Source organism: Brevibacillus parabrevis (genome assembly GCF_003710905.1).
Taxonomy (GTDB): Bacteria; Bacillota; Bacilli; order Brevibacillales; family Brevibacillaceae; genus Brevibacillus; species Brevibacillus parabrevis.
Genome location: NZ_RHHV01000009.1, coordinates 96220 through 118957 on the forward strand (window position 1 = coordinate 96220; position 22738 = coordinate 118957).

Below are 22738 nucleotides of genomic sequence, written 5' to 3' on the forward strand. Positions count from 1 at the left end.
ATGGTAGCACGGAAGCTCCTGCGTTTGCCAATCCGCAGGTGCAAGCAAAAGCAGTTTGCCTGCTACAGATTCAGCCTGTAGTAATCGTTGGCAGACTTCACGACGAAGCCGCAAGATTCGTACAGCCCCAGCGCCTTGCTGTTCTCACAGGCGACTTCCAGAGAGACGTGCTTGTAGCCTTCCTCTTCGATCAGCCGAATCGTTTGCGCCAATGCCTGACGGCCGTAGCCTTTGCCTTGATGGTCGGGATGGACGCAAAATCCGTAAATGAACGCCTTCGCATCTTTGCGGCTCACACTGATTTTGCCGACCGCTTCCTCTTCTACAATCACCAAGTATGTACGGGAGTTGAGATCGCTTGCCATCATCTCGGCCATCTCTCGCACCTGTTGTTCTTCCATTTGAAAACCGTGCACATTGAGTTGAATCAGCGTCTCGTAATCGTCAGCCGTTTCCGGGCGGATTCGCAACGTGTCGTTACAGGTCTGACGCCCGCCCTCGCCCAAGTCCATCCAGTGCTCCGAATGTTCGTATGTCGCGCCGATTTGCTGCATGTACGCTGCTCCTGACTGCGAGTTGTGCTGGACGATAAAGAGGATCGAAGGAATTTCCCGTTGTTTGCACGCTTCTTCGGCAGCTCGCTGCAAACTGGAAAAAATTCCTTTTCGGCGATAGTCAGGGTGTACCATCCCGCTCGCTTCTGCCTCTTTCCTGTGGAAAACGTACAAGCCGAGGAATCCGACCAGTTTGCCGTCCGCGTAGCAGAGAAAATCTTCTGTATGTTTGCCTGAGCGGTTTCGCAGCATGTCCGGGTTGATTTTCAGATCAATCCCGTCATGTTCGTTGCATAATCGAACCAATTCGTTAATTTGCGCCAATTCCTCTGCGGTCAATGTTTGTTTCGCTACGATCTCGTATGTCAAAAGCCTCGCTCCTTTTTCGTTAAAAATAATGCCTTCTCATTTCTTCGATCATTTCATCCAGGTTGTTTGCCACTTGCGGAATCGTGTAGCCGACGTACAAGGGCGACGTCACAAAGCGCGGGATGGCTTTCGCAATCAGCTTTTCTTTCCATTGATAAAAGAAAAAGTTGTAGCTCTGGTTGCGCGGATTGACGTGATGCAAAATCCAGTGCGCCAATATTTGCAAGTATTCGGCCATTTTGGGCAGCCGATCCAAGTCCTCCAAAATGACATTGTATTCAAAAAAGCCCGCTCGCGGATGCGTGGAGAGCGTGCAGGAAACCCCTGCTTCCTTGTCGATCGTAATGCCCATAAAGTCGCTGTCCTTCACTTGCGAGCGATAGTCGTAGCCAGTCAGGCCGACAATCTGCATGTGCGGATGGCGAATGCTCCCGCCGGAATACGGGCCGTGGTTTTTGAAAAACAAAACCGAGCGAAAAGAACCGCTTCTCTCCATCTCCAGCCATTTCTCGACGCCAAAGGAGAGCAAAGCGTGCACATGCTCCCGGGAATACGTCGACCAGTCGCCGTTGCACTCCTCTGATTCAATCAACACTGTCTGATGCGTGTCTTGCAGGACGGGAAATTTGTTCATCAGCCAGATCATGGAACCTCGCTGCTCCAGGACGTCAGTCAAACTGCCGCGATCACAGAAAGGACACGCTGTTTCCCGATTGATTACGCTCTCCGGCTTCTTTTTTCCGATGTGCATGTTAAAGTGCAAATGTGTCTGCGCCATACAAAGCGTCCCTCCATTTTCTGGATACTTTCACTTTACACTGAATTGTTTTGAAAATCATGCCGTAATTTCGCTCGCGGCACATTTTGGCCACAGAGAAAGCCTATTTTCCTTGATCTACGCGCTCGTTTCTTTTTTTACCCCAAATGGGTTGCATATAATGGGAGCAGTGAAAACCGGAAAGGTGTTGGATGCGATGGAAAAATCATTCTATTACCCGGTGAGCTGGAGCGAAGCACACCGTTACAAGGCACTGCTCGATCAGGAGGGCGTTCCTTACGAGATTCAGTCTCCGCTCGACCTGCCCATTTTGGAAGAAGGGAAGCTGGCGATTGTCTTCCCGTCCATTCCGTTGCGTCTGTACGCCTGGGTGCGCACCTTGTTCTACCGCGACGGCTTGCGCTACCCTGATACCTTTTCTTCCTTCCGCTAAAAAGAAACCCGCGTACCTCTCCCGCCGTCTCACATACGATAGTAGCAACGATGTCGAGGGCGGCTGCCAAAGGGAGGTGAGGGAATGCCTGCATACAACATTCGCATCTCGATCAGAAGGCTAAAGCTCGATTTGTACGACGGCAATACGTTGATCCGCTCCTATCCGGTTGCGCTCGGCAAGATCGCGACGGAAACACCTCGTGGCGATTTTACGATCATCAACAAGGTTCCTTATCCCGACTCGTACCCGGGAGGACCGCTCAGCGTTTTCGGAACATACTGGCTGGGGCTGAGCAAACCTCATTACGGCATACACGGCACAAACACCCCATCCTCGATCGGGCACTACGTCTCGCACGGCTGCATTCGCATGTACAATCAGGATGTCAACGAACTGGCCCAAATCGTTCCCATCGGCACACCAGTCCGAATCCGCCTGCAATAAATGGCCGCGTGCACAGGCAAAGACCCGCCTCTTCATTTTCGAAAAGGCGGGTCTTTTTTACATGAGGTGCTTATCCGTTTCATCGACCGTTTTTTGGTCATTCGTCTCCAAGTATACGAGAAATCTTCTGGCTTGCTTGTACATAATCGAAAGCGTCATTTCCCTGATTTTGTTCATGATCGCTTCTTTGTCCTTCGGATGGACTTCACAAGCGAGCCTTTCTTCTTGCAATACGAGGTAAGACATCACCCATTCCGGGTCCAGCTTATAGGCAGGCAACGACAGCGACTCCTCTACTCTAGTAATCCTCTCTAGTCTACAGGAGATCGGCGTTGCTTTCCCAGCCTCAATAACTGGCTAGACAAACAGAGATTGGCACCCTGCCAATTACTTCCCTTGCTCCAACTCTTCGATCAGGGCAGACAACTCCGCCCAGCGCTCTACTGCCGCTTCCAGATCGGCAGTCACTTGCTGTTCTTCCGCAAACAGCTTTTCTACCTTGCCGTAGTCGCTGCCCGCTCCGGCAATTTCTTTTTTGAGCGTCGCGATCCGTTCTTCAAGAGCTGCAATTTTGCCTTCGATCGTATCCCAATCCTTCTGATCCTTGTACGAAAGCTTTTTCGTGCGGTTGTTGCCACGCGTCGCCTGACTGCTCGCCTGCTTCTCGACGGATGGCTGTTGCCCCACGGAAGCTGTTGCTGCTGCGGTGTCCTCCACTCGCTTTTCTTCCAGATACTCGGAGTAATTGCCGATAAAATGGCGAATTTGTCCGTCTCCTTCAAAAGCAAACAGGTGGTCGACCGTGCGATCAAGGAAGTAGCGGTCATGGGAAACCGTGATGACCGCGCCAGGGAACTGCTCCAAATAATCTTCCAAAATGCTGAGCGTCTGGATATCGAGATCGTTGGTCGGCTCATCCAAAAACAGCACGTTCGGCTCGCCCATCAACGTGCGGAGCAAGTACAGCCTGCGCCGCTCGCCGCCAGACAGCTTGGCAATCGGCGTCCACTGCATGGCTGGGGAAAAGAGGAAACGCTCCAGCATTTGCGAAGCGGTAATCGCCTCGCCGTTGCTCGTCGTGATTACTTCTGCCGCTTCCTTCACATACTCGATCACGCGCAGCTTCTCGTTCATCTCCACGCTATCCTGCGTGTAGTAGGCGATTTTCACCGTCGTCCCGATATCGATCGTCCCGCTGTCAGGCTGGATTCGTCCGGCCAGCATGTTCAACAGCGTCGACTTGCCGCTGCCGTTTGGCCCGATGATCCCCACGCGATCACCTGGCAGGACGATATAGCTGAAGTCGTTGATGAGACTGCGGTCGCCGTATCCTTTTTGCACGTGCTCGATCTCGATGACCTTTTTGCCCAACCTGCTTGCACCAAGCGCCATCTCCAGCTTGGCTGTCGGGCCATCCACAGTCCGGTCGCGCAGCTCCTCTGCCCGCTGGACACGCGCTTTTTGCTTGGTCGTCCGCGCTTTGGCTCCCCTGCGCAGCCAGGCCAGCTCGCGGCGCAACAAATTTTGCCGCTTGTCTTCTGCTGCTGCCTCATTTTCTTCCCGCTCGGCTTTTTTCTCCAAAAACGTGGCGTAGTTGCCTTCGTAGCTGTACAGCTTGCCGCGATCCAGCTCAAACGTGCGGTTCGTCACCCGGTCGAGGAAGTAGCGATCGTGCGTGACGAGCAGCAAAGCGCCCTTGTAGCGGGACAAAAATTCCTCCAGCCACTCTACCGTCTCATTGTCGATATGGTTCGTCGGCTCGTCCAAAATCAGCAAATCGGCTGGCTGAATCAGCGCCCGCGCCATGGCTACCCGCTTGCGTTGGCCCCCGGACAGCTCTTTGACTTTTTGCGAAAAGTTGTGCAGCCCGAGCTTCGTCAAAATCGTCTTGGCCTGCGTATTGCTCTCCCACGCATCAACTGCGTCCATCCGCCCTTGTACAGCGAACAGGCGCGCCTGCTTTTTCTCGTCCTGCGGATCTGCCTGAACGGCTTCCAGCGCGATTTCGTACTCACGCAGCAGCTGGATCAGCGGAGACTCTCCGTAGAACACTTGCTCCAATACGGTTGATTCCTCATCAAAGCTTGGGTTTTGCGGCAAGTATTCGACGTGAAAATGGTTGGCGTGAATGATTTTTCCGCTGTCTGGCGTATCTTGTCCCGCCATGATGCGCAACAGCGAAGACTTTCCTGTACCGTTGACTCCGATCAGCCCGATCCGTTGCTGCTCTGCGATATGGAAGGAAATATGATCAAACAAAATCTTGTCTCCGTAGCTTTTGGAGAGGTTTTCTACTGAAATAATTTGCATGGTCTTCACCTGTACTTTTCTATTTGCCCTCTCCAGTTGAAAGGGATGCTATCTTATGATCGTACCATTTTTTTCGTGCAAGCTCTAGGATTCTCTGCCCGGTTCCTGTCCGGCATGCAAAAAAGCAGGCGCACTTCACTCGTCGTGAGTACGCCCCGCCTGTTGGTTCAGCTCGTCAGCCATTGCTCGGTTTGCGACAATAGCTCCCCTATTTTCTGGTCGCGCACCACAAAATCCGCCCAGTCATCGAGTGGCGTCGGCTCCTGATTGACAATCACCAGTCTCGCCCCGCTTTCTTTCGCTCGCTGGGGAAACCAGTTAGCCGGACTGACTGTCAGCGAAGAGCCGAGCACGAGGAACAGCGAAGCGCTCTCAGCCCACTCGACGGCTTGCTCAACCTGCGCCGGCGGCAAAGCTTCTCCGAACAAGACGACATCGGGACGGACAAAGCCTCCGCACGCACACCTAGTCCCGTCTTCCTGCAAATACCGCTCGCTGGAATAGCGCTCCTGGCAACGAATGCAGCTAACCGTGCTCAATGTGCCATGCAGTTGCGCCACTGCCTGGCTCCCTGCCCGCTGGTGAAAGCCGTCTACATTTTGCGTGATGATGCCTTCGACCAGCCCGCGCTGCTCCCATTTTGCCAGCAACTCGTGTCCTGCATGCGGCTGGCAGGCCAGCAACCCTTCGATCCGCTTGCGGTAAAAAGCGGCGAACTCGTCCCGGTTCTCGCGCATCGCTTTCGTGCTGGCGAGCTGCTGGGGGTCCAATCCGCGCCACAATCCGGTCTGGGAACGAAAATCAGGCAGACCGCTTTCGGTAGACATGCCTGCACCTGTAAAGACAATCGTTCGAGGTGATTGTTGCAGCCATTTGGCCAGCGACTCCATCTGCATCCCTCCGCTTTTTTGCTCTCATTGTAAAGGAAGAAAAAGGAAGTGTACAGCAAATAAGGAGTCTTGTGTCTCGTACGTTAGCTAATACGTTCCGGCATATCCATATTGCTGCGGATAAGACGCCTGAGGCTGTTGCTGGAGCTGAGGCTGGCTGGGCGGGTAATACGTGTACCCGGACAGTTCCGGATAGTGCGTGTACTGTCCGTACTCCGGCGCCTGGGCATAAGCGGCGGCATCGTAATAATAGGAGCTTGTCGGCCATTGGCTGGAATAGCCGTAGTGCGGAAGCTGGCTGGACGGGCTGTTCCATTGGTTCGTGCCTTGGTTTGCGCCCGGATTCGAGCCTTGGTTCGCTCCCGGATTCGCCCCTCGCTGGCAACCAAGCGGCGGACCGATGACAACGGTTCGGGGGATCGGAGCAAAAGTGTCCTTGACCTTCGCTTCGTCCAGGCAGTACGTGTGCGCCCATACGCTTGCCGGGGTCAGTCGCAGGATGTCGGAGCCAAAGATCACTTCCGGCACCGGAGCGTCAAAAACGGCTATCAGATGCGTATCGTCCGTCAGGGCAATCTCGTAATGCCACCAGCCCTGCGGCACATTCGCCACTTGCCTCGGCTTGATATGGAAAGTAAGCAACTGGTTCGTGAATGGATTAATAATGGAAACGGCTGCCTCGCCGGACACACAGTAAACCAGTTCGGAAGCGTTTTGATGAATATGTGGCTCAATCACGTTTCCAGTCGTCAAAAAGATGTCGAGCAGCGAAGTGTTGCCCAGCGTGTTCAACTGCTGGATGCCGAGAGAATCGATGAAGTTGCCCGCGTCTTTTCGAAAAAACGTGTTGTTGCGCATATCGTACGTAAATTGCGTATTCGGCGAAGTATAGTCCCGATAAGTGGTAGCCATCTGTCCCGTCTTCCCTCCAACGTTCTGGGTATATGTCTCATAGGTATCCATATTCCCGAACGCCCAGTTGGTGCGCCTATGTTTTCAACAAGGCAGCCTGGATTCAGCTCGCACGGCTCGTTGCATTGGCACTCCCTCTCCTGATCGGCATATCGTAATAAGAGTCGCGCCAAGTCCTCATGGGAGGTGAGTGGAAGTGGCCACCTATTTCGTCTCGGACATTCACGGCCAGAACCAGGCATTTCGCAGAGCATTGCGCGATGCCTCCTTTTCCCCGCAAACGGGAGATCGTCTCTATGTGATCGGCGATATGATCGACCGCGGCCCGGAATCGAAGGAAGTGCTGTTCGACCTGTTTACCTTGCAAAAGCAATATCCAAACCAGGTCTTTCTCCTGAAAGGCAATCACGAGCAGATGCTGGAGGATTGGCTGAAAGGACAAGGAAACCCGGAGCTGTACTTGCGTTACAACGGCGGAGATGCCACGATCCGTTCGCTCTTGGGAAACCACCCTCTGCGCCGGGCTTTTCTCCATTCCATGCCATCCAACGCCGAACAAGAGGAAGCTCGACGGCTGATTCAGAGCGAGTACCCGGGACTGTTGCCCGCCTTGTCCGCCTTGCCGTTGTACATGGAGCTTCCAGCCGATCCGCAGACGGGAGCGCCCGCTGTTCTGCTCGTCCACGCGGGCATTCGTCCCGGCATTCCGCTGCGCCAGCAAAATCCAGAAGATCTCCTGTGGATTCGCGAGCCCTTCTACCTTTATTATGAAGGAGACAGGCCAATCGTCTTCGGTCATACCCCGGTGCCTCGTTTGCCTGACTATGAAGGCTATGGTCCCTGGCGGCGCGGCAACCTGATCGGCATCGATGGCGGTGCCGCTTATCGGCGAGGAGTATTGTTGGTAGAGTGGCCCTCTCTGCAATCGATCTTTGTCCCTGTTGGCGACGTCCAGCCTGCCATGCAAGTACGCGTCATCTGACGGCGACACTACCTGTAGCCCTAGCGCTTCGGGTAGCGCCTCTATCCTGTTTTTGGTACAAGCACAAGCCTTTCCCTTTGAAAAATTGTTACTTTTTATAATCTACTTCCGAATCGTAATATGGTAAGATATGAACGAGGTGTTGTTATGAAACGTCAACAAGTGATGGAACAATCCATGTTTGCGGCTTGGGGCCTGTCCCTGATTGCCACGGCTGGAAGTCTGTTTTTTTCGGAAGTATTGAAGTACATACCGTGTGATTTGTGCTGGTACCAGCGCATCCTGATGTATCCGCTCATCATTTTGCTCGGAGTGGCGTCCGCGAAAAAGGACTACAAAATGTCCTCGTACGCCTTGATTCTCTCTTTGATCGGCGGTTGCATCTCCCTCTATCATTACTTGATCCAAAAGGTTCCCTTCCTGCATGAGCTGGGCAATGCTTGCGGCATTGTCCCCTGCAATACGGACTACATCAACTGGTTCGGGTTTATCACCATTCCTTTTCTGGCGCTGGTCGCATTTGCTTTAATCAGTATTTCGCTGTTCATCGTCATGAAAAACGCAAAGGAGAATTGATGCATGAAAAAGATTATTTTCCTGTCTATCCTGGTAGCAGCGCTCTTGATCGGCGCGATTGTGTACTCGGATATGTCCAACCGCCAGGCGGCTGCCGGCAATCCTTACGGCAAAGCCAACCTGAATCCGGCTACTATCGAGCAATTGCAAGACCCGCTGTACGACAACCTGATCATGCCGGACGAGCTGAAGAGCAAGATCGCGGGCAAAGAAGACTTGTACGTCTACTACTACAGCCCGCTGTGCGAGCATTGCCGCGCTACGACACCTGTTTTGGTGCCGATCGTCAAAGACATGCAAATCGACATGAAAAAGCACAACCTGCTCGAATTTAACGCAAGCTGGGATGATTTCCAGATCGAGTTCACCCCGACTCTCGTTCACTACAAAGACGGCAAGGAAGTAGCTCGTCTGGTAGGCGGCCACGAAGCCGACCAGTGGAAGAAATGGCTGGAAGAGCAGAAAAAATCATAGCGGACAAAAGGCCCCGGACGCGAAAGCTCCAGGGCCTTTTCTCTTATAGGTGACAAAACTGTGAACGAAAACAGCCAGAAATAGCCCGAAAGAGTCATTAGGCTTTTGGAAACGAATGCCTATAATGGATACTGGGTATATTCCAGGAAAACGGAGGTAATGGTGTTGACCCTTATATACTTGACCGAGACCTTTGGCTTTCGGGCGACGTGGAACCCGGAGCTTTTTCTGTTGACGGCTCTGATCGGACTGGCTTACTTTTCCTTGACAGGACCTTTGCGCCATACTTTCCCTGACGCCAAACCTGCTTCGCTCAAACAGAAACTATCGTTTTCCCTCGGCTTGCTGCTGTTTTACTTCGGCATGGGCAGCCCCTTGAATGTCGCGGGCCACTTTTTGTTCAGCGCCCATATGCTTCAGCAGTCGATTCTCTATCTCGTGATGCCTTTGTTGCTGTTGGCCGGCACACCGCCCTGGCTCATGCGCTTCCTTTTTTACCGCAAAGGGTTGAAAGGGTTTTTGCGCGTGGTCAGCCATCCGATCCCTGCCGTCCTTTTGTTCAATGCCCTATTCTCGTTTTATCACATGCCTGTTATTCTAGACATGACGATGAACAATTTGGCGGCGCACAACCTGATTCACCTGTTGCTCCTGGTGACAGCGCTTTGGATGTGGCTTCCTGTAATCGCTCCCATCCCGGAGATCCATCGGCTGTCCGAGCTGCAAAAGCTGGCTTATATTTTTGCCAACGGCGTGCTGATTACGCCAGCCTGTGCGCTGATCATTTTCTCCGAGTCGGCGCTTTACGAGACGTATGTAAACGGGCCTTCCATGTTGTGCGCGCCTTTTTTCTCCGCTCCGATCGACAAATCGATGTTCGCCGTTCCCCTGCCGCCGTTGGAGGATCAGCGTCTGGGCGGAATCATCATGAAGCTGTTGCAGGAATTGACGTACGGTTCCGTGCTCGCTTACGTCTTCGCAGCCTGGTACCGGAGAGAGAAAGACCAGCCTGACGATGGACTGATGCCGCAGTAACCGTCCGCGAGTTGTTCTGCCTCGCCATTTGAAAAAGGAGGAATCCGGCGTGCCACTCACCCCAACTGCCGCCACTCGACTCAGACGGCTCGTGCTTTTGTTGCCGCTCTTTGTTCTTGCCGCTCTCATCGCTTCGTGGCTTTGGCTCACCCCTTCGGAGGTCTCAGCCAAGTTGCCGGATGCACAGCTGCAAACTTTGGATGGAGCCGCCTACTCCCTCTCTCCCAAGCCGGGAACCGTCCGGCTGGTCGAGCTGATTTATACTCGCTGTCCCGATATTTGCCCTACCACCACGATCAAGATGGTGCAGTTGCAAAAACGTCTGCAGGAAGCGGGGGTTATGGGAAAAGGCGTCGACTTTTTGACGATCACGATCGATCCGCAAAACGATACGCCTGACGTCTTGCGCTACTATGCCCGGCAGCTCGGCATTGCAGAAGACGGCTGGACGATCTTGCGCGGCGACGAAGAGACGATTCGCACGGTGACGAGTTCGCTCGGCTTTTTTGCCAAAAAGACGGATGACGGGTTCATCTCCCACACGTCGAGCACTTATCTTGTCGATCAAAACAACGCGGTTATTCGCAAATTCGGCATGGGGGAAGATTTTGATCCCGAGCAAATTTATCAAGAGTTGTTGAACTTGAAGAAGGAAGGGTAACGCAAATGAAACGCTTTTTCACGCTGTTCCTGTCCGTGCTGACCGTTCTGGCTGCGGCATGCTCCAACCAGAATGACCAGGGGATGGAGGCTGCTTCCGGCGCCCCTGTGGACGCCGCATTTACGCTGGAACCAACGGAGCCTGTAGCTGGAGGCACGATTACGTTTTCGGTCAAGGTGACCCAGGAAGGAAAGCCGGTAGATGATGCGCGCGAAGTATCGTTTGAATGGTGGAAGGATGGCCAGGAAAAGCATGAGACGATCCCGGCGAAGCTCGCAGCCGACGGCGTTTATACGGCGCAGCAGACGATCAGCGAGCCTGGCTCCTACTTTGTCTACTATCACGTCACCGCCCGCGACTTCCACAACATGCGCAAAACACCGTTTACGGTGAAAGCAGCCGACAGCAACTCCCCTGCTGGCGCTAACGCCACGGAGCAGACGGCAACAGGGCACGAGCATCACGGCCAAGCCGCTTCCGGTGAAGCGCATGCGCCAAGCGGAGTCGATTTTCACCTCATGCCGCCAGACGAGCTTGCAGCGCAGTCAGAGGCAGCGATGCTCGTTCACCTGATGAAAGACAACCAGCCGTTCTCAGGCGGCACGGTCAAATTCGAATTTTGGACGGGAAATGAGGCCAAGCACAGCTTCGTCGATGCCAAAGAAAGCAGTGCCGGGCAGTACGAAGGCAAGCTGACCTTTCCCGCTGCTGGCGACTACACCGTGAAAGTCCATCTGGAAAAAGGCGATATTCACGACCATAAAGATTTTGCGGTCACCGTCAAGTAACAGCGCGCTGCCTTGCCTGCGGCAAACCGCAAACAAAAACGGCCATTCCCTGAACGCGGGAAGGCCGTTTTGTTTTGATCAGCATGTAAAGTAAGCAATCCGATCCAGTTCCAAACCGTAGTATTCCCAGCGGTTTTGTCTCCAGCGATAGCCAGTCACGGATGTACGGCCGATGAAAACAGGGTAAAACCAGAAGGAACGGCCATTTTTCAGCCAAATATACGTATAGCGATATAAGCAGGGATAGAAGCCGCCCGGTTCAATTCGCCTTGTTCCCCCATACCCTCGCGATCCCGGTGAGCTGGGCGTCCTGCCTGGGGGTGGACCTGGTGGTGGCGGAGGAAAGCCTCCAGATGAACCTCCGGGTGGTGGCGGCGGCGGTGGATAACCTCCTGGGGGATACTGATATGACATGACGTTTCACCTCCTACAAGTCTCCCTATAAGAGATGCAGCAAACGCACAGATGGACTGTGCGTTTGCCCGCGGTCATTCACCTATTTTTTCCGCTACTGCCTCTGCCTGCTTGTGTCGCGCTCATGAAAAAAGACGGTGCAATCGCACCGTCGCTGACTGTATTAATAAGGCCGTCCACCCATAATGAAGCGGTATTCCCAATGCGTATTTTTGAAGTCGGTCACTTTCACTCCGCCGGATTCTTTCGAAAACGTATGCAGCAGCTTGTTGTCGCCCATGTAAATGCCTACGTGGGTAATGCTTTGCTTCGGCACATTGATTCCTTTGTAATCGGATTCCTTGTAGCCTTTATACGCCATGAAGAAAACGAGGTCGCCTTTTTTCAGCTTGTTGATATCCGTGGTGTACGTGCCATTTTTTTTCACAAAGTCGGCTTGCGAACGCGCTCCCCCATTGCCCATGTCGATATCGGCACCATCGCGGTACGCCCACATCGTAAATTCGGAGCAATCCATCGTCTTTTTGTTGGAACGGGTCGAGCTGTATTCATAAGGTGTGCCCAAATATTTTTTGCCTGCCGCAATCACGTTATCTGCGATCTCGCCAGAGTTGGAGCCTTCCTCCTGGCCTGGGTCCGGAGTCGGGGTCGTGCCTGTCCCATTGTCCAAAACGGCAATTCGGCGCGCACCTACCAACTTTTTCGTATAATCGCTGACGTTTTTCAAAACGACTGCGTCTTCGCCCTGCGAAGAGTATATGTACTGGTCATTTCCGATATAGATGCCCATGAAGCTCGGCTTTCCTTTCCCATTCGAGGAAAAGAACAGCAAGTCTCCTGGCTCGATTTTGTCGGCAGAGACGGCCTCTCCCGCCTTGTACAGCTCATCAATCGTGTCGTCGATGGTCAGCCCGGCTTTTTTGTACACATAAGTGGCCAAGCCTGCTGAACCGAATGAGTTGGGTCCTACTGCCCCGTACTTATAGTCCTTGCCGAGCAACGATTGTGTCAGCTTGACAATTTCCTCCGCTTTCACAGAAGATTGTGAATCCACAGTCTTAGCTGCTGCCTGTCCACCTTCCGCGAACAGAAGCAGGGATGTACTTAGCATGACGGCGACAGTCGACTTTTGCAACCAATCTCGTTTCGTCATTCGTTCTCCTCCTGGCTGTGTTTTTCCCAACAGATTGGGTACAAACCCACTTTACTGGAAAAAGCGTATGCGTATAAGTCTGTAAATCTTTCCAATTGAGGATTTGATTACATAGTCGGATGACCATAGCCCTAGCTTTTGCCCGCTTCGGAATCACTCGCCCCTCTCTTCGCTCTCACGGCAAAAAGGCCCTTGTCCGCTTTTGGGACAAACGCCTGCCCGGTTCTGTTTGGTTACGCCTGCTTTCGATTCGGCAGCTTTCTGCGCGGGAGTTTGCTGCCCGCTGTCACCTTGCGCAAAAACTCCACCGTTTCTCCCATTTTCAGCTTGTGGGAGCCTTTGACCAGTATGGTAGTGTCCGGTTTCACGCGTTTGGCGAGACTGCGGTGCAAGACTTCCTTGTTTGCGCAATGCATCACCCGCTCTGCCGGAAAGCCTGCGCGAATGGCCGCACGCGCGATATGGCGGGCACTGCTGCCGAACGTATACAAGTAGTCTACATTTTTGCTGCTCAAATACTGCCCGACTTCTTCATGTCCCTGTACTTCGTATTTGCCCATCTCCAGCATGCTCGCCAAAACAGCTACTTTTGTACCGTGTTCAGACTGGCTGAGGACGTCGATTGCCGCCTTGGCTGCATCCGGGTTGGAGCTGTACGTGTCGTCGAGAACTTGCACGTTGTTGTTCAGGCGATAGCAGACCAGTCGTTTTTTTTGCGGCTGAAATTGGCGCAATCCTTGCCGGATATCCGCGAGCGGTATGCCGAGCGTGTGCGCCACGGCGATCGCTGCCAAAGCATTGTACACGTTATGTCCTCCCAGCGTCGGGATGAAAAACGCCTCGCTTTGCTGTCCGATCTGGCAGACAAAAGAGATTCCGTCTGCCTCCATCACGATGTGCTCCGCCCGATAATCAGCTTCCTGCTCGATCCCGAACGTGACGAATCTGCCAGCAAAGCTTCCTCTGAAAGGCTGCCCGGCAAATCGGCGGGAGTAAGGACAGTCCCGATTGATAAACACGGTTCCTGTCGGCTTCATGTTGCGAATCAGCTCCGATTTTGCCATCGCGAGGCGCCCTGCCTTGCCTTCAAAGTTGCCAATGTGCGCCGTGCCAATATTCGTAATCACGCCCATGTTCGGTTGAATGATCCGGCAATGCTGTTGAATGTGCCCGCTTCGCAAGATTCCAAACTCAAGCACAGCCGCCTCGTGCTCGTCCCGCAAGCGTTTGACATGCGCTCGCGTATTGCCGAGAAAATTTTTGTTGTACATCGACCGATACGTGGACATACGTCTATTCAAGATCGCGAAGATCATTTCTTTTGTCGTTGTTTTTCCCGCGCTCCCTGTGACTGCGATCACTGGCTTGTTCAGAATCAGCGTTTTTTGCGGCCTGGTTTTTCCTGCCTTTTTCTTCACTGACAATCCCCCCTCTGCCTCCCTCTCCCAATCAGCTTTCCTATTGTATGAGCGGCTGAGACAGCCTGTATAGACCGTCATCTATGAAAACGTTCCGCTTCTATCCAAAACAAGCAGACAACTTTTGGAATAGAGTAGATGGGAGAGGTGAAGCCAATGAACAAGAAAGTCACGATCGCCGCAGTAGGCGATATTCTCATGTGGAAGAATCAAGTGGCTTGCGCCAAGCTGGCTTCAGCCGATCAATATTCCTTTGCCGATATGTTCGCCCCTGTTGCTCCGATTTTGACAAATGCTGATCTGACCATCGGCAATCTGGAGACGACCTTTTCCGGAAAGAGTCAACCTTATCAGATCGGCTCGGCGCGCACAGGCTACCCCAGATTCAATTGTCCTGACGAGCTGGCGCGCGATCTCAAGCAAGTCGGCTTCGACCTTTTGACGACCGTAAACAACCACTGTCTGGACGGAGGGCCAAACGGACTTTTCCGCACACTGGACGTGCTGGATCGCCACAAGCTCGCTCACACAGGCACGTACCGCTCCTTGCAAGACTCGACCGTCCCTTTGATCCAGGAAGTAAACGGAATCCGCATCGCTGTGCTCGCCTACACGTACGGCACGAACAAGCAGGTCATTCCCGAGCACATGCCGTGGCTGGTCAATCTCATCATGCGCGATGCCATTTTGCGCGACATCGCTTCCGTTCGCCCGCTCGTCGACCTCGTGATCGTCTCGCTGCACTTCGGCGTGGAGTTCCGCTACACCCCGACCGCCAATCAGCGACTGCTCGTCCAAAGCTTGCTCGACCACGGAGCAGATGTCATTCTCGGCGCGCATCCTCACGTCTTGCAGCCTGTCGTCGCACCGACCGCCACCCTGGCAACTGGAGAGAAAAAACGCACACTGGTCGCCTACTCGCTGGGGAATTTCACTTCGGAAAAAATGCTCAGCTTCGATCAATCGCAAATCGGTGCCATTCTGCGCTTTTCTGTAGAAAAGGAGGCAGAGGGTCGGGTATCCATCGGGCGAATATCCGTCATTCCCACCTATTGCCAACGTTACACGTATGGCGGGCGCGTCCGTTTTCGCGTCGTTCCCATACGCTCCTATTTGAGGCGTCCCGACATCCACCTCCCGCTCATGCAGCGAAAAAAACTGCGCCTGATGTGGGACCGCGCTGTTCGCATCATCGGCCGGAAGCCAGGCATTTTGATCGAGTAGGAGGGAGCGTCTCGTCCTTGCTCCCTCTGTTTTTTTATAGCTTTGATAGCATGGAAAAATGGAGAAAAAGCAAATTATTCAGAAGAGACATCCGAACGGTCTGAGCTGAATCTATAGCCAAGGAAGACATCATACCAGCAATGGGCTGATCAATAGTCATGTGCGGGGTATGCCCGTTTTGCCAGCCGACTGGAATACAATCTGGTTCGCTCGTCCGTGTCCAAAAGCGGCTAGTTCTTTCTTCCCACCATGAAAAAAGGGGTGCGACTGCCAATGGCAATCACACCCTTTTCTATTTGCGTTCGATTACAGCACGCACTTTTGATAGCCTGCCGCCGTCTGCTCGGAGGCCCCCTCGTCTGCTTTGCTCGGCTCTGTCGCCAACACTTGTTTCAAAATCTGGGTGGCCCGCTCCAAATCCAGACCTTTGACCAGCGCAATTTCGCTGCTTATCAGCTGTTGGGCATTATCGAGCATCAGCTTGTCGCTCGTTCCCAATATTTTCCCTTTGCTGATCACCCATAAATCCCGAACCACTTCCGCGTGCTCATGAATATCGCCACGCTTCATTTTTTCCGTGTTCAGCTTGAATCGCTGTGCCGCATTCAGCGCGGAGTCAGGGCTCCTTTCTTGCATCGCTGCCAACACATTGTCCAAAATGTCGGCATCTACAATCATCCGAATCCCCAGCGCGGACATCTTTTCAACGGGGACCATGATATTTAACTCTCTTTGCAGCATATGGAGCACATAATAGAGGTGCTTCTCACCCAGAAACTCTTTTTCCTCCATGGCGTCAATTACGCCTGCCCCGTGCATCGGGTAAAAAATCTTGTCTCCAACCTGAAACATACGTCCACCTCCTACAATGCGATCTTCTCCATTATAACACAGTTATTGATTTTAAAATTTTTAATTTTATCATGCACATTTATTTTAAGTCAATATCTTCTTTTGGATAAAAATACATAAACTTTTGTGAACAAGCCAGACAGACGAAAAAGCCAGGGACGGTCTACCGACTCACGTCGCTTTCGACCATTCCTGGCTCTTTTTTTGCCCGCCCCATTTGAACACGAGCATGCCAACGATCACAACCAGTACACCGCTTAGCTGCTTCCATGTAAAAGGAACTTGGGTCAGCCCCATCCATCCCAACGAATCCCACAGCAGGGCAAAACTGAGCTGCGAGGTCAAGGCGATGGAAACGGCAAGCGTCGGGCCCAGCAGGCGGATTCCTTGTACCAGGCAAGTGACCACTCCCACCCCGATCAGCCCGCTAAACCAGTACCACGGCTGCATGTTGCGCCATTCCCACAGCTTTTCCCCCTCAAACAAAAGACCGCACACGAGCGAGGCCAAAAACCCCATCCCCAGCACCAAAGTCGTCGTCGTCCACGACCCAGCCCGCTCGTTGACCTTGCTGTTGAAAACATTTTGCAAGCTGACCAGTGAGCCGGCCACGATCGCGAGAACAAGTCCTGCAAGCATCGTATTCCCCCTCCTACGCGTATAAATGCGGATTGGCTACTTTTTGCAAGCCTTGTCTGTCTTTGATCAACAAATGCGTCTTCTCGCGCTCGACCAATCCAGCTTGACGAAACTGCTGAAGAACGCGATTCACGTGGCGAGAGCTGGTGCCGATCAGGTTGGCTGCGTCGGACAGGCTCGCCGAGCTTACTTGTCCTCTGAGGCTAGAATCCCCGTCCTCAAAGCACACCGACAACAAATAACTCGCCAGTCGCACTTCTACCGGGTACAGCAAGTTGAAGCTTAAATCGTTCGACTTGACGGTAAATTTTTTCGTAATAATCTCCAGCAAAAAGTGTAAAAACGGCGCATGATTGCTCGCGTATTTTCTCAGGAAACGGAAAGGCACGGCAAGCAGCACAGACGGTGCTACCGCCTCAACGGTGTTCATTGTCTCCATTTCCCGCACGTATTCAATATCCCCGATCACCTCAAGCGGCGTCTTGAACGACAGGATCAGCGTCTTGCCTTCCTGCGAGTTTGTAAATATTTTCAGCTTCCCGCTCACCAGCACATAAAGCGTGTCCGCGCTCGCTCCCTGGGAACAAATAAGCTCTCCTCGCTCCAAATAGCAAAGCGTCATATGCGCCTGCAGCTCCTCGGGGAAAACCGTTTCCAGCTGATACGCCTGCAAATAATGGTTTTGCTCTTCACGATCTTGCGTTACTCGCATGACTGGCTCTTCCCCCGCTTTCTGCTCTCTATCCCCTTGATGATCCGATCAAGCTTTTAGTATGACCACTCCTGCGATCATCAAGCCGATTCCGACCACGTGCGGCCACGTTACCTGCTGTTTCTTCACTCCAAACCAGCCCTTGCTGTCGATGAGAAACGTCAACCCAAGCTGTGCAATCAGCAGCGTCGAAATCGTCAGCGTCACTCCGATCTGTTGGATCGCAAAGACATTGCCGAAAATAATGACGGCGGCAAAAGCACCGCCAAACCGATACAGCGGCTTCACTTGCCGCAGTGCCTGCCAGTTTGCCCTTCGGCTGGCGAGCAGCACGAAAAGAGCGGCGACAAAGCCCGTCAACTGAGTCAATGTCGCGGCTTGCCACGTTCCGATGTCGTAGCTGATCCGGGCGTTTGCCACTCCTTGCAAAGTGAGGAATGCCCCTGCGAAAAATGCAAAAAGGATGCCTTTCAATTCCCTCTCCCCCATTCCCTCCTTCATTAAAAAACAGATGCAGGCTTGCAGGGAAGGACATATGTCCTGAAAAAGAAAGAACCCTCGGATTGATCCTGAGGGTTGGCGATGCTGATTGATGAAAAGCGACTGAGAGGGCCGAACTTGCCGCTGCATTTCCCCTTTGATCGGTTACTGCTCCCGATTCCCGTTCCCGGTTTGAACGTCACTTGCAACTTGCAGCTTGCAGTTGGTCCCCTGCTGGATACGAACGGATTGCAGCTCGCCCGGGCTTGCTATCCAACTCCTCACGGGCGTTTTTGCCTAAATTTTAGCATATTCACCAAAAACCCGTTACTTTTTTCCTGTTCATACGACATACTCAATGTATGCCATTTGTAAAAACATAGGAGGAAGTATGAACAGGAAAAAGACCATCTTAGCACATGGCTTGGCCCTCACGCTGAAGTCGCGGCAACACCTGGCTTTGCCGCAGCTGGACACAACTGCTTTGCCCACATTTTAAGCCATAAGTTTGGCGCACAACACTTAGGAGGAGATTCTTATTTCTACACGTAAACGGTTGTTCATGTATATTGTTTTTCTGATCATTGCAGTATTCATGCTCGATGTTATTCTGTACTGCGAGCAGCTGTTGAAAGAAGAGGCGGCGCTTACTTTCGAACGCTTGCCGTTTCTCTTGTTCACCACTTTATACCCTGTTCTCATCGGGCTGGTTTTTGCCCTGCCGACCTTTATCCAGACATGCGTGACGAAAGGAAGCTGGACATTCGATTGGCTGCCTTTTACCGTGCTCGGCATTCCTGCTCTTCTCATGGATCTGATTTTTCTCGTTTACTTCTATCCCGTAGAAATAGACATACCGTTGTCTTTCTTCGCTGAATACGGAAGCCAGGCTTCGATTATTTGCGGTCTGGCGTTTGGCTATCTTGCTTTGTCTTGCTGGAAAAAGAAAGCGGCGGCGGCTGTTTTGTCTCTGTAGACAGTTTTTTGTCAAAATCGCTTCGGTTCAGGAGTCTATGAATCGAAGCGATTCCGCTCTTCCCTATCCCCTGGAGCAAAGGAGACGAAACATGAACCGTCTGGATTTGATCTCGTACGTTTTTCCTAACAAGCATGCTGCTGAAAAAGAATGGTGCTATTACTTTTCCCAATTGCTAAAAGAGGTTCCCCACTTCCAGGAGATCGACCAGCTCCGTCCTTTATTTTCCGGCTCGGCAATGCCGGCAACAGATTTTCGCACGGGAAATGCAGCATTTCCCGCCATACTGTTTCATTCGCCAATAGCGTTCAAGCTGAAAGTGGCAGATTTGCTTATTTCCGATCGCAAATCTGCGGGTATCGAGCTGACTAGCTTGAACCGTTTGCACGCGGAGCTACCCCAGACGCCGGAACAGTCTGCTGGCATCGACATTTCCCAGCTGTATCATCAACTGAAAGGCAGGCTGACAGGAGTCGATCATACGGGAGTCAATATCCCGGTTACGCTCATGCCACGTCCAGAATGGGATGAATTCCTCACCACGCTTTCCACCGTTTGCAACTTGTACCGCTACCCGGATGAAGACTGGCCGTTCATTATCCCGGCGGAAGCGGAGGAACATGCGACAAACATCACGGATTTCTCGGTGAAACGAACGCCGAAGTTTGAACTGGTCTACGATTCGTATACCGCCAAGCCGCTTTTTCAGTTTGCCTTGGAAACAAATATATCGCGCGAAGAAATGGAGGCGCTATTTCCCGCCCCCAACGGATTTGCCATACCGGGACTGGAAGAGATTTTTCGCTGCGTCGTCATCAAAAGCCCGTGGGATCATGGGCTGGGCTTCCGCTTTGATTTGTACTACAAAGCGGAAGGAGAGGGGCTGTCCGATTGGGAGACGGGCGAATGGCTCATAAAAAACGGCGGAAGAATTTGCGGGTAAGATTTTGGCAGACCAGGGGGTTGGGCTTCTGGTCTGTTTGCTTTGTGTGGTAATGCTTGCTGGTAACCACCTCTTTGCTCTCTAGCTCTCGCTCACCTGACTGGCAGATCATCTCATATTCCTTTCCAATGCACGTATTTTCTTCATTGCCTCTTCATCCGCGGTGGCAGAGTAATACTTACCGTTTATTTCCACAATCAAATAATTGATTGCATGCTGGTTACTGTCAAGTGGAACGATCACGACAGCATCCTCGTAAGACCCTATTAGATTGTTGGAAGTATAGGCATCATACTCGCTCATTTCCCCTGTTATTTGAATCGTAGGAAGCAGATCATCGAATAGGGCGTCGATCTCCGTCAGTGCCGCTGGAGCCCACTCCACTACAGCAGAGCTACTCTGAAAATCTACCAAGTCTTTCTCCCCATGCAAAATGTCGTGTTGTGCCTGGAACGGGATGTTTTTCTGGTCAGAATTGCAAGCGGTTAAAATCAAAAAACAAACGAATACGAGCTTTTTCACTTTATACCTCCTCCCCTTTTACAAATCCAGCTTACAATATTCCCTAAAAAACCGCCAAATCTTGATCGATTCCAGCCTGAACAACACAGCGTCCGCCACTTCGCCAGTCGCTGCCATGAGTACGTCAATCAGCGTAATTTCGTTCCCCTCTTTATCTGTCCCGGTTTTGTCAGCCTACACAGGTGCATTAGGACTTCGATTTAAATGTCTTATTCGCTGCATCGTTACCATTCGTTGGAAGTCATCTCCCAATCTTTCATGAAAAATCTTTAACAGAACTTCCATACTCACAAACTTATGACATTTTATTCATAAAATAAAACTGTATATGATTGGAAAAATATGGTACATTCAAACAGATGTTACCGATAGGAGAGGCAGGGGAATCACTATGTTCAAAAACAGTGTTTTTTCAGCATTAGGCGTAGCGTTATTTGCTACCATCCTGACATCCCAGGTTCAAGCCGCAGAAGTAAACTTGCCGGCAAACGATGGCAAAAGTGCACCAACTACCGTTCGTTGGCAGGCAGACTCCTCATTTGCTGCTAAAGCGAAAGGATGGAGTTCCGAGGAGAAATGGATCAAAAAATCTTCTGCTGTCCCGCAAGGTTGGGTCGTCATTCGCGAAGATCTCGGTTCAAAACTGATCAAAAATACAGCAGGCGCGCCCTTTGGCGCGGAATTGCGAGTCAGCAAATACTCTCCCGTTCCGGTAGGGTGGGTCGTTTTGCGAGATGAACTGGCTGGCAGGACGATCAAATGTACAACAGGGGCTTCTTATCGTCAGGAGTTCACTGTGACCAAGTTCTCTCCGATTCCAACCGGCTGGGTTGTCCTGCGCGAGAACTATGACAGCAAAACAATCATGAATGCCAACGGCGCTCCTTATGGAACCGTACTGCTTGTGAGCAAATATTCACCGATTCCGGCAGGATGGGTTTACAATGGCCAACAGGTTACTGGCATGTACATTAAAAACATGAATAAATAGAAAACAATTCTGATCAAGCATATCAGAGAAAAAGAACTGATGGATCAAGTATTACTGGCCATCCGTTCTTTTTTTATCTTTCTATCTATCTGCGATCTGTAGTCTTTTTAGACGGTGACTGATTCTCTGCAAAAAAGCCAATGATGCCGGAAATTCCGAAAGTAAAACTGCAAAGAGGGGTTTGCTCAGTTGCCAAAAGATGTTGCAAAGATGAAGGACAGGCTTGCGTTATTGGCGGCTGGAGAGCGAGGAAGATGAAAGACAACCGTGCATAGGCGAGGCAAACGAACAAGCGAAGGTGCCTGATTCGATTATCTCTTAGCTTTGGTAAAAAAGCACCGCTCCAAAAGCGCCCACTCTCCTCCACTCCAAACAAAAATACCCGCAAGCCGGACACCTTTCTCCCTGTGTCCAGCTTGCGGGCGAACGCACCTATTTGCTTTCCCCGCTCGACAATCCATTCAGCGATTTTGCGTCTGCTTCGTCCGGTAAAACTCATTGAACAGCTTCATCAGCGCCCGCTTCTCGATGCGGGATACGTATGAGCGAGAAATCCCCAACTCGCGGGCAATTTCGCGCTGTGTCTTTTCTTTGTCCTGATCCAGACCAAACCTGCCGATGATGACTTCTTTTTCGCGCTCATCGAGAATATGGATGTGCTGATAAATCTTGTTTGATTCCAGTTTGAGCTGCACAGCATCGACCACTTCGTCGGTTTCTGTGCCGAGCACGTCGATCAGCGTAATTTCGTTCCCTTCTTTATCGGTCCCAATCGGATCGTGCAGGGAAACGTCTTTTTTCGTTTTTTTCAGGCTTCGCAAATGCATCAGGATTTCATTTTCAATACAACGCGCTGCATACGTAGCCAGCTTGGTGCCCTTTTCCACCTGGTAGCTCTCGATTGCCTTGATGAGGCCGATCGTGCCGATGGAAATCAGGTCTTCACTGTCTTCTCCGGTGTTTTCGAATTTCTTCACAATATGCGCCACCAGCCGCAAATTGTGCTCGATCAGCTTGTTGCGGGCATACGGGTCGCCTTTTGCCATGAGGCGGAGGTACTTTTCTTCTTCCGTATCCTGAAGAGGCTGGGGAAACGCATTGTTCTTGACATAAGCAACAAACATAACCAGTTCTTTAAACACAAGGGAAAGCGCCGCAATGATGCTGGACATGGCTGCCACCTCCACGTCTATATAGCTTACTCC

General features: G+C 52.0%; 26 protein-coding genes. 12 read left to right on the plus strand and 14 right to left on the minus strand.

Annotated features, from left to right (window positions below; all coding sequences use genetic code 11):
• Positions 1 to 62 precede the first annotated feature (62 nt).
• The gene (locus EDM60_RS11690; protein WP_122964148.1) at positions 63 to 923 is read right to left on the minus strand and encodes a GNAT family N-acetyltransferase; all 861 of its coding nucleotides are present in this window, start codon (positions 921 to 923) and stop codon (positions 63 to 65) included.
• A gap of 19 nt (positions 924 to 942) precedes the next feature.
• Positions 943 to 1701: a DUF4931 domain-containing protein gene (locus EDM60_RS11695; RefSeq protein ID WP_063231335.1), complete on the minus strand. Its 759-nt coding sequence runs from the start codon at positions 1699 to 1701 to the stop codon at positions 943 to 945.
• Positions 1702 to 1897: 196 nt separating this feature from the next.
• On the opposite strand from EDM60_RS11695, the gene EDM60_RS11700 reads away from it, so the two are divergent.
• A complete protein-coding gene (locus EDM60_RS11700; protein ID WP_007784848.1) occupies positions 1898 to 2134 on the plus strand; it encodes a hypothetical protein in 237 nt (78 codons plus the stop codon).
• 84 nt (positions 2135 to 2218) lie between these two features.
• Complete coding sequence (locus EDM60_RS11705; protein ID WP_122964149.1) at positions 2219 to 2581, plus strand: L,D-transpeptidase; 363 nt, start codon at positions 2219 to 2221, stop codon at positions 2579 to 2581.
• Positions 2582 to 2638: 57 nt separating this feature from the next.
• Here EDM60_RS11705 and EDM60_RS11710 read toward each other — a convergent pair whose 3' ends face one another.
• The 4 genes from EDM60_RS11710 to EDM60_RS11725 form a co-directional block, all read right to left on the minus strand.
• Positions 2639 to 2860 carry a hypothetical protein gene (locus EDM60_RS11710; RefSeq protein WP_122964150.1) on the minus strand — a complete coding sequence of 74 codons (222 nt, stop codon included), beginning with the start codon at positions 2858 to 2860 and terminating at the stop codon, positions 2639 to 2641.
• Between the two features lie 108 nt (positions 2861 to 2968).
• Positions 2969 to 4891 carry an ABC-F family ATP-binding cassette domain-containing protein gene (locus tag EDM60_RS11715; RefSeq protein WP_122964151.1) on the minus strand — a complete coding sequence of 641 codons (1923 nt, stop codon included), beginning with the start codon at positions 4889 to 4891 and terminating at the stop codon, positions 2969 to 2971.
• Between the two features lie 167 nt (positions 4892 to 5058).
• Entirely contained in the window at positions 5059 to 5781 is a 723-nt protein-coding gene (locus tag EDM60_RS11720; RefSeq protein WP_122964152.1) for an NAD-dependent deacylase, read from the minus strand.
• A gap of 87 nt (positions 5782 to 5868) precedes the next feature.
• Complete coding sequence (locus tag EDM60_RS11725) at positions 5869 to 6693, minus strand: cupin domain-containing protein (RefSeq protein ID WP_122964153.1); 825 nt, start codon at positions 6691 to 6693, stop codon at positions 5869 to 5871.
• A gap of 196 nt (positions 6694 to 6889) precedes the next feature.
• On the opposite strand from EDM60_RS11725, the gene EDM60_RS11730 reads away from it, so the two are divergent.
• The 6 genes from EDM60_RS11730 (at position 6890) to EDM60_RS11755 (ending at position 11209) form a co-directional block, all read left to right on the plus strand.
• Positions 6890 to 7675, plus strand: a complete 786-nt coding sequence (locus EDM60_RS11730; protein WP_122964154.1) for a metallophosphoesterase family protein — start codon at positions 6890 to 6892, stop codon at positions 7673 to 7675.
• A gap of 147 nt (positions 7676 to 7822) precedes the next feature.
• Positions 7823 to 8251 (plus strand): disulfide oxidoreductase, encoded by a 429-nt coding sequence (locus EDM60_RS11735; protein ID WP_122964155.1) that lies wholly within the window; start codon positions 7823 to 7825, stop codon positions 8249 to 8251.
• Positions 8252 to 8254: 3 nt separating this feature from the next.
• Positions 8255 to 8725 (plus strand): thioredoxin family protein, encoded by a 471-nt coding sequence (locus EDM60_RS11740; protein WP_122964156.1) that lies wholly within the window; start codon positions 8255 to 8257, stop codon positions 8723 to 8725.
• Positions 8726 to 8890: 165 nt separating this feature from the next.
• A complete protein-coding gene (ctaG, locus tag EDM60_RS11745) occupies positions 8891 to 9760 on the plus strand; it encodes a cytochrome c oxidase assembly factor CtaG (RefSeq protein ID WP_063231423.1) in 870 nt (289 codons plus the stop codon).
• Between the two features lie 49 nt (positions 9761 to 9809).
• Complete coding sequence (locus EDM60_RS11750) at positions 9810 to 10421, plus strand: SCO family protein (RefSeq protein WP_063231326.1); 612 nt, start codon at positions 9810 to 9812, stop codon at positions 10419 to 10421.
• A gap of 5 nt (positions 10422 to 10426) precedes the next feature.
• Entirely contained in the window at positions 10427 to 11209 is a 783-nt protein-coding gene (locus EDM60_RS11755; RefSeq protein ID WP_122964157.1) for a FixH family protein, read from the plus strand.
• A gap of 577 nt (positions 11210 to 11786) precedes the next feature.
• Here EDM60_RS11755 and EDM60_RS11765 read toward each other — a convergent pair.
• Positions 11787 to 12776 (minus strand): C40 family peptidase, encoded by a 990-nt coding sequence (locus EDM60_RS11765; RefSeq protein ID WP_122964159.1) that lies wholly within the window; start codon positions 12774 to 12776, stop codon positions 11787 to 11789.
• A 233-nt stretch (positions 12777 to 13009) separates the two neighbouring features.
• Positions 13010 to 14200 carry a UDP-N-acetylmuramoyl-tripeptide--D-alanyl-D-alanine ligase gene (locus EDM60_RS11770; protein ID WP_254223384.1) on the minus strand — a complete coding sequence of 397 codons (1191 nt, stop codon included), beginning with the start codon at positions 14198 to 14200 and terminating at the stop codon, positions 13010 to 13012.
• A gap of 150 nt (positions 14201 to 14350) precedes the next feature.
• Between EDM60_RS11770 and EDM60_RS11775 the strand changes: the two genes are divergently transcribed.
• Positions 14351 to 15418, plus strand: a complete 1068-nt coding sequence (locus tag EDM60_RS11775; protein ID WP_122964161.1) for a CapA family protein — start codon at positions 14351 to 14353, stop codon at positions 15416 to 15418.
• 306 nt (positions 15419 to 15724) lie between these two features.
• Here the strand turns inward: EDM60_RS11775 and EDM60_RS11780 are convergent, their stop codons facing one another.
• The 4 genes from EDM60_RS11780 to EDM60_RS11795 all read right to left on the minus strand — a co-directional run bounded on the left by EDM60_RS11780 (position 15725) and on the right by EDM60_RS11795 (position 18095).
• Complete coding sequence (locus EDM60_RS11780; protein WP_122964162.1) at positions 15725 to 16270, minus strand: CarD family transcriptional regulator; 546 nt, start codon at positions 16268 to 16270, stop codon at positions 15725 to 15727.
• 171 nt (positions 16271 to 16441) lie between these two features.
• Positions 16442 to 16909 carry a DMT family transporter gene (locus EDM60_RS11785; protein ID WP_122964163.1) on the minus strand — a complete coding sequence of 156 codons (468 nt, stop codon included), beginning with the start codon at positions 16907 to 16909 and terminating at the stop codon, positions 16442 to 16444.
• Positions 16910 to 16922: 13 nt separating this feature from the next.
• The gene (locus tag EDM60_RS11790; protein WP_122964164.1) at positions 16923 to 17621 is read right to left on the minus strand and encodes a Crp/Fnr family transcriptional regulator; all 699 of its coding nucleotides are present in this window, start codon (positions 17619 to 17621) and stop codon (positions 16923 to 16925) included.
• 48 nt (positions 17622 to 17669) lie between these two features.
• Positions 17670 to 18095 carry a DMT family transporter gene (locus EDM60_RS11795; protein ID WP_122964298.1) on the minus strand — a complete coding sequence of 142 codons (426 nt, stop codon included), beginning with the start codon at positions 18093 to 18095 and terminating at the stop codon, positions 17670 to 17672.
• A 601-nt stretch (positions 18096 to 18696) separates the two neighbouring features.
• Between EDM60_RS11795 and EDM60_RS11800 the strand changes: the two genes are divergently transcribed.
• Together EDM60_RS11800 and EDM60_RS11805 are read left to right on the plus strand one after the other, a co-directional pair.
• Positions 18697 to 19077 (plus strand): hypothetical protein, encoded by a 381-nt coding sequence (locus tag EDM60_RS11800; protein ID WP_233454076.1) that lies wholly within the window; start codon positions 18697 to 18699, stop codon positions 19075 to 19077.
• A 91-nt stretch (positions 19078 to 19168) separates the two neighbouring features.
• Positions 19169 to 20020, plus strand: a complete 852-nt coding sequence (locus tag EDM60_RS11805) for a hypothetical protein (RefSeq protein WP_122964165.1) — start codon at positions 19169 to 19171, stop codon at positions 20018 to 20020.
• A gap of 108 nt (positions 20021 to 20128) precedes the next feature.
• Here EDM60_RS11805 and EDM60_RS11810 read toward each other — a convergent pair whose 3' ends face one another.
• Positions 20129 to 20542, minus strand: a complete 414-nt coding sequence (locus EDM60_RS11810; protein ID WP_122964166.1) for a hypothetical protein — start codon at positions 20540 to 20542, stop codon at positions 20129 to 20131.
• A gap of 391 nt (positions 20543 to 20933) precedes the next feature.
• Between EDM60_RS11810 and EDM60_RS11820 the strand changes: the two genes are divergently transcribed.
• The gene (locus EDM60_RS11820; RefSeq protein WP_122964167.1) at positions 20934 to 21533 is read left to right on the plus strand and encodes a hypothetical protein; all 600 of its coding nucleotides are present in this window, start codon (positions 20934 to 20936) and stop codon (positions 21531 to 21533) included.
• A 461-nt stretch (positions 21534 to 21994) separates the two neighbouring features.
• Here EDM60_RS11820 and sigK read toward each other — a convergent pair whose 3' ends face one another.
• Entirely contained in the window at positions 21995 to 22705 is a 711-nt protein-coding gene (sigK, locus tag EDM60_RS11825) for an RNA polymerase sporulation sigma factor SigK (protein WP_122964168.1), read from the minus strand.
• Positions 22706 to 22738 lie beyond the last annotated feature (33 nt).